This is a genomic window from uncultured Sphingomonas sp. (assembly GCF_913774285.1).
GTDB lineage: Bacteria > Pseudomonadota > Alphaproteobacteria > Sphingomonadales > Sphingomonadaceae > Sphingomonas.
Genome location: NZ_CAJYHX010000037.1, coordinates 28393 through 42465 on the forward strand (window position 1 = coordinate 28393; position 14073 = coordinate 42465).

The window sequence follows — 14073 nt, forward strand, 5'->3', positions numbered from 1 at the left end:
CCGGTAATGTTGACTGCAATCATCGCAATACAAGCGTCGCCCCTGGCCCTGGGCCCAGGGGCGGCGCAACCCGGCTGCGCAGCGCTCGCCACCGAGCGCTGCCAGACGTCTTTGACGCCTGACCAGATGTTCGCGATGGCCCAAAAGCTGGCGGAGGCGAACCGCGAGGATCAGGCGATCGAACTTCTCAAGGCGTTGACCAGGGATCGAAACCCGGATTTTCGCGCTGAAGCTCGGGTACGAATCGCCCACTTGCTACTGAAACACGGCGACCGACTCGGCGCCCTTGTGTGGCTTCGCCAGCTATTGGACGAGAAGCCCGACGCAGCAGCGGTGAGGCTGGAATATGCCTCGTTGCTGGCTCAAACCGGCGACACCGTCGGCGCACGACGCGCCTTGCGTCAGATCCAGGCCGGATCGCTGCCTCCGAATGTCGCCCTGGCGGTAAACCGCTATGTCGAAGCGCTGCGTTCACGCAAGCCCCTTGGCGGCTCGCTTGAGTTGGCACTTGCGCCGGACAGCAACATCAATCGCGCGACCAGCGCCACCACGCTCGACACGGTGATCGCGCCACTGAACCTCTCGCGCGACGCCCGGGAGCAGTCGGGGACCGGTTTGAAGGAAGCAAGCCAAGCCTATATGCGTCTGGACATGGGGAACAACATAACGTTGGTGCCCCGCCTGTCGAGCCAGGCCACGCTTTATCGCGCCAGCCAGTTCAATGATATTTCGGGTTCTGCGCAAGTCGGCGTCGAGTATCGCAGCGAGGCGGACCGACTGACGCCTTCGGCCGGCTATACATGGCGCTGGTATGGCGGCCAGATCTATGCGCGCACGCAAAGCGTCAACTTCGACTGGCTTCATCCTGCCGGGCCCCGTGCTCAGATCGACGCTTCGGCCAGTGTAAATCGGGTGCGTTATACGGGAAGCAATCTGCAGAACGGGATGATTTACACGGCCGCGTTCACCTATGAACGCGCGCTCACGATCCGATCGGGAGCGAGCATAACCTTGTCTGCCAACCGCCAAACTGCCGAAGACGCTGGCTACGCAACGCGGTCCGGCGCGTTCTCCAGCGTGTATTGGCATGATGCTGGCCGAATCACCTTCTTTGCGAGCGCGACGGCAGCGCGACTGACCGCAGACGCGCGGCTCTTCATCTTCCCCGATCGGCGTGCTGATTGGTACGTACGTGGCGGCGCCGGAGCGATCTGGAGAAAAGTTCACGTCGTCGGATTTTCTCCCGTGTTCCGGTTTGGGTACGAGCGCAATTGGTCTACCGTCCCGATCTATGACTTCCGAAGAGTGTTTACGGAGTTTGGTGTTACGCGGGGTTTCTGATCCCCAGTCGTTGACGGAAATACTGTCTTTGCTTTTGGCTCCAACCTGAAGCGGTTTTCACGCGAATTGACTCGTCGTGGATTCCCGCCTCCGGCGTGATGTGATGCACGCTTCCTGCTGGTGGCAGGAGGCCAGCATGGATGGCACGCACGCTTTCACAGGATCTTCGGGGCAGGGTTGTCGCCGCGAGTGGCGGCGGCCGGAATTGCCATGCCGCGGCGGCACGCTTTGGCGTCAGCATATCGAGTGCGATCCGCTGGCGTGGTCTTGCGTTGGAATATGGCCGTACCGTGTCCAATCGATGCGGTGGCGACATGGACAACTTCTCGAGCCACAGGCTGGCCGCCGTGAAAGAGCGGATCGAAGCGGCCGGCGCAACCCTGCGCTTCCGCCCGCCCTAAAGCCCGGCTTCAATCCCGTTGAAAAGGCCTTCTCCCCGCTCACGGCAGCATGCTGCGCAAGGCGGGCGAACGAACCGTCAACGGGTCGTGGGGTTTGATCGGCAAGGCTGGTCGACATCTTCCAGCCCGCCGAACGGGCCAACTACTTCAGCTCGCGCGGCTACGAACCGGAAAGCGTGGAAACCGCCCGAATATCACCAGACGCATTGGACAAACCCACTCGCGGGGCTCCCGCTCTCGTAAATCGGGTTCGAAGCACAAACGTGATCGGATTGGGCAACTACGAACGGCGAAAATGTTCCACGACCGTTCGGCTGCTCCCGATTAGACTTGGCCGTTCCGATCCGGCGCTCGGAACGACGGCAATCCCCAACATCGGACGTTCGCGTGTTCGATAGCCGCCCGGCAGTGGGGCGGCCCGCGAGGTCGGCTTTCGGCAGGCGAACCGTTCAGGGATAGGCGAGATGCCCCTGGATCCGCTCCTCGGAGGTGAAGGTCGACATGGGCAGGCCTGCGGCATTGTACAGGCTGCCCGGTACCACCCCGCTCCAGTTGTAGCGGACATAGCGGGGCTGGGGTACGGGCCCTGTCACCACCACCGTCTCGCCATCGATCCGCGCGGTTGCGGCGACGAACTTGCGGTCCGCGCCGGCGATCTCGAAACCAGGCACGGGCGCACCGCGGCTGGTCAGGCCCGCGGCATGATCGAACCAGACGCGCATCCCGCCCGTTCCGCCGGTCGCCTGGCGGAACAGCGGGCCCTGGTAGGCGACGCGTTCGCCATAGGCGATTGCCCGTGCAGCGAGCGCGAGCCGGGCGGCAACCGTCTGTTTGTCGCCCGGATGCACATTGTTCGGGTCGCCGACATCGGTCGTCACCGCCATTGCCGTGTTGACCAGCCCCAGCGCCCGGCGCTGCGCGTCGCGTACCAAACCCCATTCCTCCTCGGGCGAGTTGAACGACGAGATCTGCGCATAGAGGAACGGGAAGTCGCCCTGCGCGAAATTGTGTCGCCAGTCGGTGATCAGGCCCCGGAAGAGGTCTGCATAATAGGGCGCGCGCGCGACGTTGCTGTTGGTCTCGCCCTGGTACCAGATCACGCCCTTGATGCCGTAGCCGGTAAAGGGGGCGACCATCGCGTTGTAGAGCGACGACGGCCGATACGCCTCCTCAGGCGGGTGCCATGGGTGCATGGGAGGAGTGCCCCCGGACGCGCGGATCGCGGCGTCCTCGCGCGCCTCGGCCGCGAGCGCGAGATCGGCGTCGGCCTGGTCGTGCTGGAAACGGGCACGCGCGTCAATCGCGGGGGCGAGCGTCGCGTCGGTCGCGAAGGCATCCGTCGACACCCAGCTGTCGGCGGGCGTGCCGCCCCAGGTGGAATCGATCACACCGACCGTCACCTTCTCGCGCGCGGCGATCTCGCGCGCGAAGAAATAGCCGATCGCCGAGAAATCGGCTGCGGTGGCGGGGGTGGTCGTCGTCCAGGTCGCATCGATGTCGCGGAGCGGCGTCGTGCTGCTCTTGTGCTCGAGGCGAAGGAGGCGGACGCGCGGGTTGGTCGCTGCGGCGATTTCTGCGGTGCCATTGTTCAAGGGCGCGCCTGTGAAGCCCTTGAGCGGGAACTCCATGTTCGACTGGCCCGAGGCGAACCACACATCGCCGAGCATCACGTCCTGGACCTGCGCCTGGCCCTCGGCCGCGCCGCCGTCGACGGTGAGCACATAGGGGCCGCCTGCCGCTTCCGGCTTCAGCCAGACCTCCCAGCGGCCGAGCCGGTCGGCGATTGCCGTCGCGCGCTGGCCGTGGAGGGTGACGGTGATGGTCGCGCCTGCGCTGGACCAGCCCCAGACGTGCAGCGGCCGATCGCGCTGCAGAACGGCGTGGTCGCTGAACAGATGGGGCAGCTTGAGCTGCGCACTGGCGGGGGAGGCGGTAGCGGCAACGACCAGGGCGGCGGCGAGCAGGCGCTTCTTCATCGGCTTTTTCCTTGTCACGTCAGGCTGGTAGCGCAATCGGCATTGGAACGCGGCGAACAGGCTTCACCCTAGTTCGCTTCTTCCGTTGCCGCCATCGCGGCGCGGGCGGCGAGGATATAGGCGGTTGTGGTGCTGACGGTGTATTCGTTCTCGAACCACAGGAACGGCCAGTCCGTCTTCGCTTCCGGAAAGTCGGGTTTGACGATCAGCACGCCGGGCACAAGGCCGCCGGGAATGAAGCTGTAGTCGGCGCGGTTGTGGCCATAGCCGATCAGCTTCGACGCGGTGCCGACGGTCGAAACCAGCGACAGGTTGTTGGCGGGATGGCGCCCCAGCACATAGTCGATCGCGTCGAGTGTGTAGCCGGTGCCGACCAGCTCCGGGAACGCCTTGTGCAGCAGGTACATGGTCGAGCCGAAGGCGACCACCTGGTTGGAGCCAGCCCATGTTCCGGTGGCGATCGGCACGCCGAACGGATTGTTCGCCTGCTCGCGGTCGACCTTGGCCTTCATCGCGCGCACCAGCGGCACGAGCTGCGCACGATAGGCGGCGTCCATGAAGGGGATAGCGCGCACCGCCGGCGCCGCGGTCCACTCGAAATTGTCGCGGATTACCGGCAGCAGCGCGCGAAGGCGATCGGCATAGACCTTGCCGCCCTTGGTGGTGAGCAGCAGCTCGACCGTGGCGGTGACGTTGGCGCCCTCCGCCGAACGCGGGGAGGTTGAATCGTCGCGGCCGTCGCCGGCCTTGATGACGCCCTGCTGCTGCTTGGCCCAAAGCGCCTCGGCGGCGTGGAGCGCTTCGGCTGCCATGGCGGGGTCGCTCTCGGCAAGCGCGCGGCTCGCGCCGGCGAGCCCCGCCGCGACCATCAGATTGTTGGCCGGAAGGTCGGTGGTGAACGCCCAGCGATCGTCCTGCGCGCCCGACGCGCCGTTCTTGCGCTCGGCCGGCTTGAGCGACGGATCGTAGATCAGCCCGTCGGTCTGCGAGCCCGCGTCGCCGAGATGCGCATATTGGCGCAGCGTCGGATCGACGATCCCGACGATGGCGTGCCCGAAGACCTTGTACTGCGCGAGCAGCTGCAGTGCGCCGTGCCGGATCTGCTGCAGCGAATCCTCGACGCCGTCGGGCTTGCGGATCTCGACCGCCCGCGCCGCTTCGTCGACGCTGGTTTCGTCCCAGTCGAGACCGAACAGCTCGCGGGCCCAGACTAGGTCGCGCACGACCATCGCGTTTTCGGGCGTCTGGATGTCGTAGTCGCCTGCATCCTGGAAGCCGCCGACGGCGAGGCCGGGGATATGCTGGCCGGCCTTGAACGGCGAATCCAGGTTCGCGCCCATCTTGTAGCCGTCGAAATGCGTGATGTTCGGCGGGGCCTGCCGGGCATCGTCGAGATGCGAGGGCGCCGACCAGACGCGATATTGCTCGCGGATGCCGACATGATCCATCTGCTCGGCGAGGAACGTGTCGAGCGAGGTCTGCCAGATCCGCGCATAGGCATCGGGCGCGATGCGGAACGGGTTGGTCGTGGTGCCTGCGTAGCGGACGGCGTAGATGCCGGGCGCGCGGACACTCGAGAAGTCGAATGCCGCATAGTCGTAGCGGGTCCAGTGCCCGCGGGGCAGCGTGCGTGCGCGCAGCACCGGCTCCTCTCGGCCGTCGGCGGTGAGGCGCACCAGCTCGGCCTCCGCCGGCGCCGCGAAGTGCGGATCCAGCTCGATCAGCGCCACCTTGGGCCGGTTGGGCGTGTAGCCTGCCTGGTTGAACGAGACGACGGGCGCGCGCACCCAGTCCTTCACGACATTGGGGCGAACATGCCAGACGACGGCATTCTCCTTCGCGCCTTCGGCGATCATCGATCGCACAACGAACCAGCCATTCTGTGCGCGTGCCCGGGCATCGTAGAGCGCCAGCGGGCCGCGGTCGGAGGTGATGGTGACGCGCGTCATCGGGTCTTCGGGCGCCAGCGTGACCGACTTGCCGCCCGACGCCAGCGGCAGCGGGTCGCCCGATCCGTCCTTCGCCATCGGTCCCGTCGGGTGGCGCGGGAACAGCCCGGGGGCGGCGTCCATCATATAGGTCTTGCCGAAATAGGCGCTCGGCAGGAAATCGAGGTTGAAGCCGGCCTTGCCTGCCAGCGCTGCGGGGAGCGGGCGATCGAGATCGACGGCGATGCGGAAGCCGTCGCCTTCGGCGGTGACCTTGACCGAATAATCGAGCTGCACGTCCTTGTAGGTCGAGCGGACCACCAGCTGGTTGGGCTCCGTGCCGTGGGTGCGGCTGACAAAGGCGGGGACGGGCGCCCATTGTTCGGGGGTCTTGTCGAGGCGCACCGCGCCGTCGGTGGCGATACGGTTGCCGTGCAGCACGATCTGGATTCCGGCATTCTTCTCGTCGAAGAAGATCGGGCTGAACTGGTTCTGATCGACGATGACCGACAGGCCCTGCCTCTCGAGCGTATCCGCCTGCGTAAGCGTCAAGGATTGGGCGATGGCCATGCCCGAGACGGCGGAGGCCGCTACCGAGGCGAGCAAGGCGGACAGAACCTTACGGTGCATGCATCTCTCCTGTGGATTGTGTTTGCCGGTGCCGCGGCTGATCGTGGTCAGCGGGTAGAAGATGTCGGTTGGAGGCTTTGCTGCGGTTGTTTTACAAGCCGTCGCGCGTCGCGCTCATCCAGACCTCGTGATCGGCCCCGATTGCGGAAAATCTGGAGCGGGTGCCGGTTCGTATCGCGAGCCGATAGCATGCACGTCGAAGCTCGACGCATCCCGTTGCCTAAATCGCGAATCACGCCCGCGCTCTCCTGATAGCTCTTGTTTTCCACCATGCTAAGGGTAGCGCTACCATTCGGCAATTAGCTCCGCGTTATTTTGCTTTCCTTCGCCACGACTGATCGAACCCGCACATTTGCGAAACCTTTAGGCAATGGTGGATCGTCATGCGCTTGTGGCAGTGGCAGGATGGACGCAACGCAACGTAGCTCGCGTGCCGACGCGTTGATGAGGGCGCGCCGGCCTTCCTCGTATCAAAGGCTATCGCAACCCGATGCACCTCCTTGCTTCCAACGGTTTGACGCGCCCGTGCTTTGCTGCCAATTCCTGCCGCAACTGCGAAAGGCGCTGGGGTGCGGATCGTCATTGTCGATGACAGCGGAGCGCGCGCATCGGTCCTCGAAGAGGGACTGCGTGAGGCGGGCTATGACGATATCCATTTCGTGCCGCCGCGCGGCGCGTTCGTCGCCAGGATCGAGCGCATGGCACCCGACGTCGTACTCATGGATCTGGGCAGCCCGAGCCGCGACACGCTGGAGGAAATGCTGCTGGTGAGCCGTGCGCTGGCAAAGCCCATCGCGATGTTCGTCGACAAGTCAGACGACACGATGATCGGCGCGGCCATCGATGCCGGCGTTTCCGCCTATGTCGTGGACGGGCTGCGCAAGGATCGGGTGAAACCTATCCTCGAGCTGGCGGTGCGGCGGTTCACTGCCTTCTCGCGGATGCAGAGCGAACTGGACGAGGCGCGCACCGCGCTCGCCAACCGCAAGACGATCGACAAGGCCAAGGCGATCCTGATGCAACAGCGCGGACTGAACGAAGCCGATGCCTATGCGCTGCTGCGCTCGACGGCGATGAACCAGGGCCGCCGGCTCGTCGACGTGGCCGAGGCGCTGATCACCGCCAGCACCCTGCTCGGCGGAGGCGCGGCATGACCCCGGTCCGCGCTGCCTTCCTGCCGCTTACCGACAGCGCCGTCCTGGTCGCCGCGCGCGAAAAGGGCTTCGCCGAGGCGCGGGGGATCGATCTGGAGCTGGTGCGAACCACCAGCTGGGCGACGCTGCGCGACCGGCTGGTCTATGGCCAGGTGCAGGCTGCGCAAATGCTGGCGCCGCTCGCGGTGGCGGTGACGCTGGGGCTGAGCCAGCAGCCCGCCGCACTCTCCGCGCCGTTCAAGCTCAACAGCAACGGCAACATGCTGGTGATGTCGGGCGAGTTCGCCGCCGCCCTGGAGCAGAACCTGCCCGCGCGCCTGGCGGACCCGCTGGGCACGGGGCACGACTTCGCCAGCGCGATCGGGCTGTTCCGGCGCAAGCCGATCATCGGCATCGTTCACCGCTTTTCCGGCCACGCATTGATGCTGCGCTATTGGCTAGGCAGCGTCGGCATCGACCCCGATCGCGACGTGGTGCTGCGCGTGCTGCCGCCTTCGCTCACCGTGGAGGCGATGCGGCTCGGCGAGATCGACGGGTTCATCGCGGGCGACCCCTGGCCGGCGGCGGCGATCGCGCAAGGCTTGGCAGAGGCGGTCGCGATCGGCGCGCGGATCTGGCAGCGCGGCGTCGAGAAGGTGCTGGCGCTCCGCACCGACTGGATGGAAGCCCATGCCGACACCGTCGACCGCCTGCTGGTGGCGATGGCGGAGGCGGCGCGCTGGTGCGACGATCCGGCGAACCGCAGCGAGCTGACGGCGCTGCTGGCGCGTGACGGCTATGTCGGCGAACCGGCCGAACTGATCGAGGCGGGGCTGGCAGGGCAGGTGATTCCGCGCGCGGAGGCACCGGCAGTGGAGCAACCCGATTTCCTGCTGTTCCACCGCGAGGCCACCGCATTCCCATGGCGGAGTCAGGCGCTGTGGATCTATTCGCAGCTGGTCCGCTGGAAGCAGGCGCAGCCCAGCGCCGAGGCGGAGGCGGCGGCCGGGGCGGTGTTCCGCCCCGACGTATATCGTCGTGCGCTGGGCGCCAGCGGCGAAGCGATGCCGGGTGCGAGCATGAAGCTGGAAGGCGCGGTGACGGCGCCGATCGGGGTTGGCGCACATCGCGGGGCGCTGACGCTCGGGCCGGATCGGTTCTTCGACGGCCGCGTGTTCGATCCCGAGCGGCTCGACGACTATCTGGCGGGGTTCGGGGACCCGCGCGGGTAACGCCAAGGGCGATCCCGCCCCAATTTCGCACTTGCAGCACGCCGCAATCCGCGCGATGATCCTTGAGTCGCGCATCGAAGCGCGCCCATCGGGAGCGCACCCCAACGCCGGGGCATGCCTCCCCCTCTGAACGCAGCAAAGCCGCTGACCGGATTTCGCGAGCCCGCGAACGTCCGGCGAGCGGCTTTTTTCTTGTCCTTTTCAGATCGGCATTGGGGAAGTCAGCATGGCAACGGCATTTCTGGATCGAAGCGTGGGTACAAGAGCCATCAAGGCAAGTGACGGCAGCTTCTGGCGGAGCGGGCACTGGCCGACGCTGGTTGCGGCGTTCCTGTATTTCGACCTCGCCTTCATGGTGTGGGTGCTGCTCGGGCCGCTCGCGCCCGACATCGCCAAGACGCTGCATCTCACCGCCGCGCAAAAGGGGCTGATGGTGGCAACGCCCACCCTGGCCGGCGCCTTCCTGCGCGTTGTCAACGGCCTGCTGGTCGATCGCATCGGCCCCAAGCGCTCGGGCGCGATCAGCCAGATGATCGTGATCGGCGGGCTGCTCTCGGCCTGGCTGCTGGGGGTGAACAGCTTCGGCGGCACGCTGGCGCTGGGGGTGATCCTGGGCTTTGCCGGCGCCAGCTTCGCGATCGCGCTGCCGCTCGCCAGCCGCTGGTATCCGGCCGAGCACCAGGGCAAGGCGATGGGGCTCGCGGGCATGGGCAATTCGGGCACCGTGCTAGCCGCGCTGTTCGCGCCCGCGCTCGCCAAGCTGTTCGGCTGGAACGCGGTGCTCGGCATGGCGTGCATTCCGCTGGGCATCGTGTTTCTGCTCTACCTGGCGATGGCCAAGGACGCACCGAATGCCCCGGCGCCGAAGACGCTGGTCGAATACCTCCACCCGCTGAAATCGGCGGACGCCTGGTGGCTGATGGGCTTTTACGCGGTCACCTTCGGCGGGTTCGTCGGGCTGGCGGCCTCGCTGCCGATCTATTTCACCGACCAGTTCAAGCTGACCCCGATCGTCGCGGGCTATTGCACGGCGGCCTGTGTATTCGCCGGATCGCTGGTGCGGCCGATGGGCGGCGCGCTGGCGGACAAGATCGGCGGCGTGAAGGCGCTGACGGGCGTGTTCCTGGTCGCCGCCGCGGCGCTGGCAGGCGTGAGTGTCGCAGCGACGCTGCCGGTGGCGCTCGGCTGCTTCGTCATCGCGATGCTGGCGCTGGGCACCGGCAACGGGTCGGTGTTCCAGCTCGTGCCGCAGCGCTTCCAGGCCGAGATCGGCGTGATGACCGGGCTGGTCGGCATGGCCGGCGGTATCGGCGGCTTCTACCTCGCCTCGTCGCTCGGCCTCGCCAAGCAGCTGGCGGGCAGCTTTGCGCCGGGTTTCCTGATCTTCGCGGGCCTTGCGCTGCTGGCGCTGCTGGGCCTGATGCTGGTCAAAGCCTCGTGGCGTGCCCGCTGGACCAGCGCCGCACGCATCTGAATCGGAGGGGAGGGCGGTGCGGCAAGAACCGCGCCGCCCCGTTTCGGGGGCAATATCCATGCGAACCATCTTCTTCACGGCGGCCGCGCTGGCCGTCGCCGGCCCTGCTTGTGCCCAGGACATTGCGGTGAAGCCGCTGATCGAGGCGCGCAGCCGCTATGAGCATGTCGATCAGGACGGCCTCAACGCGGCGGCGGATGCCTGGACGCTGCGCGTGCGGGCCGGTGCCGAACTCAGCAGCGGCCCCTGGGCGGCGCTGGGCGAGGCGCAGGGAAATCTGGCGCTGGTCGGCAACTATTATGACGGGCTGCACGGCGCCGCGACCAGGCCGCTGGTCGCCGATCCGCAGGATGTCGCGATTTACCGCGCGCAGCTGCAATACCGCACCGCGCCGCTCACCGTCACCGCAGGACGGCAGCGGATCGCGCTCGACGATGAGCGGTTCGTCGGCAATGTCGGCTTCCGCAACAATGCCCAGACCTTCGACGCGGTGCGCGCGGAGCTGGCGCCGCTGAACGGCGTGAAGCTCGACCTCGCCTATGCCTGGGACGTACGGACCATCTGGGGCAGCGACGGGCGCGGCGCACGGCAGCGGGGGGTGGGCGGCGACAATGTGTTCGCCAATCTTGGCGCGGCGACGCCGATCGGCACGCTGACCGGCTTCGCCTATCTGGTCGATCAGGACGAGGCCGAAGTGCAGGGCTACCGCCTCGCCAGCCAGACCTATGGCGGCCGGCTGGCGGGCAGCCGCACGTTGGTGCCGATGGTTAAGCTCAGCTACCAGCTCAGCTGGGCGACGCAGTCGGACTATCACCGCAACCCCAATCGCTACACCGCCGACTATTGGCTCGCGGATGCGACGCTGGACGTCCGCGGCTGGAAGCTGAACACCGGCTATGAAGTACTGGGCGCGGACAAGGGCACCGCGCTTACCAGCTTCCAGACGCCGCTCGGCACCAACTTCAAGTTCCAGGGCTGGGCGGACAAGTTCCTGACCACCCCGGCCAACGGCGTGCGCGACCTCTATGCGGGCGGCGGCTATGGCTGGAAGAAGCTGGGGAGGGTGGACGCGCTGACGCTGCAGGCGACCTGGCATCGCTTCGACAGCGACCGGCTGGGCCAGCATTATGGCGACGAGATCGACCTGCTCGCCACCGTGAAGGTCAAGAAGACGCTGCTGTCCGCACGCTATGCGCGGTACGAGGCTGATCGGCTCGCCACCGATACCAGCAAGTTCTGGCTGCAGCTCGATTGGAGCTACTGAGTGGAATCGCTTGAGCGATTCCGCGAATCGGTTTATGTTGCAACGCGAAGGACAAGGCTGTCCTTCCCACATAGCCACGCTAGTTCGAAGATGAGCAAACGTGGTCCTGTTGATGGCAAAGCCGCCATCCAGCGCTCGGTTCGCAAGATCCGGGCGCCGGATGGCGGCTTTTTTCGTTTTGGAGCGAAGCGGATGGAGTTTCTCGATCCCGGCACGACCCTGGCCGACGACAGCCCCGCGCAGGCGACGGCGCCCGCAGAGACGCGCGAGCATCTCGTGGTCATCGGCAACGGCATGGCCGGTTGCCGCGCGGTGGAGGAACTGCTGGCCCGCGACGGCGCGCGCTTCCGCGTCACCATCTTCGGCGCCGAGCCGCATGTGAACTATAACCGCATCATGCTGTCGCCGGTCCTGGCCGGCGAGAAATCGTTCCAGGAGATCGTGATCAACGATCATGGCTGGTATGCGCAGCACGGCATCGAGCTGGTCGCCGGCGATCCAGTGGTGACGATCGATCGCGCGGCCCGCACCGTCACGGCAAAGTCCGGCCGCGTCACCGGCTATGACAAGTTGCTGGTCGCCACCGGCTCCGATCCCTTCATCATCCCGGTGCCGGGGCACGACCTGCCCGGCGTAATCAGCTTTCGCGACATGGCCGATGTCGATGCAATGCTCGCGGCGGCGGGCGAGGGCGGCGATGCGGTGGTGATCGGCGGCGGGCTGCTCGGACTGGAGGCGGCGCACGGCCTCACCCTGCGGGGCATGAAGGTCACGGTGCTCCACCTGATGCCGACGCTGATGGAACGGCAGCTCGACGAGGCCGCAGGCTGGCTGCTCAAGTCGGCGCTCGAGGCGCGCGGGCAGACCATCCTCACCGGCGCCGATACCGCCGCGATCCTCGGCAAGGGCAAGGTCGAGGGCGTGCAGCTCAAGGACGGCCGCGTGATCCCGGCGAAGCTGGTGGTGATGGCAGTGGGCATCCGTCCCTCGGTGAAGCTGGCACGCGAGGCGGGGCTGGCGGTCGGACGCGGCATCCAGGTCGACGACCATATGGTGACCAGCGACGCGAACGTCCTCGCGGTCGGCGAATGCGTCGAGCATGACGGGCAGTGCTACGGCCTGGTCGCGCCCTTGTGGGACATGTGCCGCAGCCTGGCCGACGGGCTGGTGGCACGCGCCAATCCCTATCGCGGCTCGGTCACCTCGACCAAGCTCAAAGTTGCCGGGCTCGACGTGTTCTCGGCGGGCGACTTCTCGGGCGGCGAGGGCTGCGAGGACATCGTGCTGCGCGATGCGGCGCGGGGAATCTACAAGCGGGTGGTGCTGAAGGACGACCGCGTGATCGGCGCGGTGCTGTTCGGCGATACCAGCGACGGCGGCTGGTATTTCGACCTGCTCAAGAAGGGCGAGGACGTCGCCCCTATCCGCGACGTGCTGATCTACGGCCAGGCCTTCGCCTCGGGAGGGGGGCTGGCGGACCCTAAGGCGGCCGTTGCGGCGCTCTCGGACGATGCCGAGATCTGCGGCTGCAACGGCGTTTCCAAGGGGCAGGTGGTCGCCACGATCAACGGCGGGGCGTGCAGCCTCGATGCGGTGCGGGCCGGGTGCAAGGCCTCGGCCAGCTGCGGATCGTGCACCGGCATCGTCGAGCAGTTGCTGGCACTGACGCTGGGCGAGGAGGGCGTGCAGAGCGGCCCCAAGACGATGTGCAAATGCACGACCTACGGCCATGACGAGGTCCGCCGCGCGATCGTCGAACAGGGCATGCGCGCCATTCCCGAAGTGATGCAGACGCTGCACTGGTCAACGCCCGATGGGTGTTCCTCCTGCCGGCCGGCGCTCAACTATTACCTGCTCTGCGCATGGCCCGGCGAATATGTCGACGACCAGCAGAGCCGCTATGTCAACGAGCGGCTCCACGCCAACATCCAGAAGGACGGCACCTATTCGGTGGTGCCGCGCATGTGGGGCGGGGTGACCACGGCGAACGAACTGCGCGCCATCGCTGATGTGGTGGAGAAGTACAACGCGCCGATGGTGAAGGTCACCGGCGGCCAGCGGCTCGACATCTTCGGCATCCGCAAGGAGGATCTGCCCGCTGTCTGGGCCGATCTGAACGCCGCCGGAATGGTCTCGGGCCATGCCTATGCCAAGGCCTTGCGCACAGTGAAGACCTGTGTCGGCTCCGAATGGTGCCGCTTCGGCACCCAGGATTCGACCGGGCTGGGCATCAAGCTGGAGCGCGGCTTCTGGGGCAGCTGGATGCCGCACAAGTTCAAGATGGCGGTTTCCGGCTGCCCGCGGAACTGCGCCGAGGCCACCATCAAGGACTTCGGCGTGGTGTGCGTGGACTCGGGCTACGAACTGCATGTCGGCGGCAATGGCGGCATCCATGTCCGCGCGACGGACCTGCTGGTGAAGGTGGCAACCGAGGAGGAGGCGATGCATTATGCCGCCGCCTTCGTGCAGCTCTACCGCGAGGAGGCGCGCTATCTGGAGCGCACCGCGCCGTGGATCGAGCGGGTCGGGCTCGCCAGCATCAAGGGGCGGGTGGTGGAGGACGAAGCGGGGCGCGACGCGCTCGCCGCGCGCTTCTGGCATTCGCAATCCTTCAGCCAGGACGATCCCTGGGCCGATCGCGTCGCCGGCGCCGATGCCGGCCTCCACCAGCCCCTTCTCGCCGCCGCGGAGTGA

The 14073-nt window shown here is 66.7% G+C and carries 8 protein-coding genes and 2 pseudogenes; 8 read left to right on the forward strand and 2 right to left on the reverse strand.

Annotated features, from left to right (window positions below):
• The first annotated feature begins 6 nt into the window (after window positions 1-6).
• The 3 genes and pseudogenes from QZ670_RS19855 to QZ670_RS19865 all read left to right on the forward strand — a co-directional run.
• Window positions 7-1341: a surface lipoprotein assembly modifier gene (locus QZ670_RS19855; protein WP_294258974.1), complete on the forward strand. Its 1335-nt coding sequence runs from the start codon at window positions 7-9 to the stop codon at window positions 1339-1341.
• A 140-nt stretch (window positions 1342-1481) separates the two neighbouring features.
• Window positions 1482-1601, forward strand: a pseudogene (locus QZ670_RS19860) (IS630 family transposase); the annotation flags it as partial.
• A 54-nt stretch (window positions 1602-1655) separates the two neighbouring features.
• A pseudogene (locus tag QZ670_RS19865) lies at window positions 1656-1915 on the forward strand (transposase); the annotation flags it as partial.
• 276 nt (window positions 1916-2191) lie between these two features.
• On the opposite strand, the gene QZ670_RS19870 reads toward QZ670_RS19865, so the two are convergent.
• Both QZ670_RS19870 and QZ670_RS19875 read right to left on the reverse strand, forming a co-directional pair.
• Window positions 2192-3718 carry a sialate O-acetylesterase gene (locus tag QZ670_RS19870; protein WP_294258977.1) on the reverse strand — a complete coding sequence of 509 codons (1527 nt, stop codon included), beginning with the start codon at window positions 3716-3718 and terminating at the stop codon, window positions 2192-2194.
• 68 nt (window positions 3719-3786) lie between these two features.
• Window positions 3787-6276: a glycoside hydrolase family 9 protein gene (locus QZ670_RS19875; RefSeq protein ID WP_294258979.1), complete on the reverse strand. Its 2490-nt coding sequence runs from the start codon at window positions 6274-6276 to the stop codon at window positions 3787-3789.
• 569 nt (window positions 6277-6845) lie between these two features.
• Here QZ670_RS19875 and QZ670_RS19880 point away from each other — a divergent pair.
• From QZ670_RS19880 to nirB, 5 genes are all read left to right on the forward strand, one after another.
• Entirely contained in the window at window positions 6846-7430 is a 585-nt protein-coding gene (locus QZ670_RS19880) for an ANTAR domain-containing protein (protein WP_294258982.1), read from the forward strand.
• Window positions 7427-8641 (forward strand): CmpA/NrtA family ABC transporter substrate-binding protein, encoded by a 1215-nt coding sequence (locus QZ670_RS19885; protein ID WP_294258985.1) that lies wholly within the window; start codon window positions 7427-7429, stop codon window positions 8639-8641. The genes QZ670_RS19880 and QZ670_RS19885 overlap by 4 nt, the downstream gene beginning before the upstream one ends.
• Before the next feature lie 226 nt (window positions 8642-8867).
• The gene (locus tag QZ670_RS19890) at window positions 8868-10115 is read left to right on the forward strand and encodes a nitrate/nitrite transporter (protein ID WP_294258988.1); all 1248 of its coding nucleotides are present in this window, start codon (window positions 8868-8870) and stop codon (window positions 10113-10115) included.
• A 58-nt stretch (window positions 10116-10173) separates the two neighbouring features.
• Complete coding sequence (locus tag QZ670_RS19895) at window positions 10174-11379, forward strand: alginate export family protein (protein WP_294258991.1); 1206 nt, start codon at window positions 10174-10176, stop codon at window positions 11377-11379.
• Between the two features lie 192 nt (window positions 11380-11571).
• On the forward strand, window positions 11572-14073 hold the full coding sequence (gene nirB / locus QZ670_RS19900) for a nitrite reductase large subunit NirB (RefSeq protein ID WP_294258993.1): 2502 nt from the start codon (window positions 11572-11574) through the stop codon (window positions 14071-14073).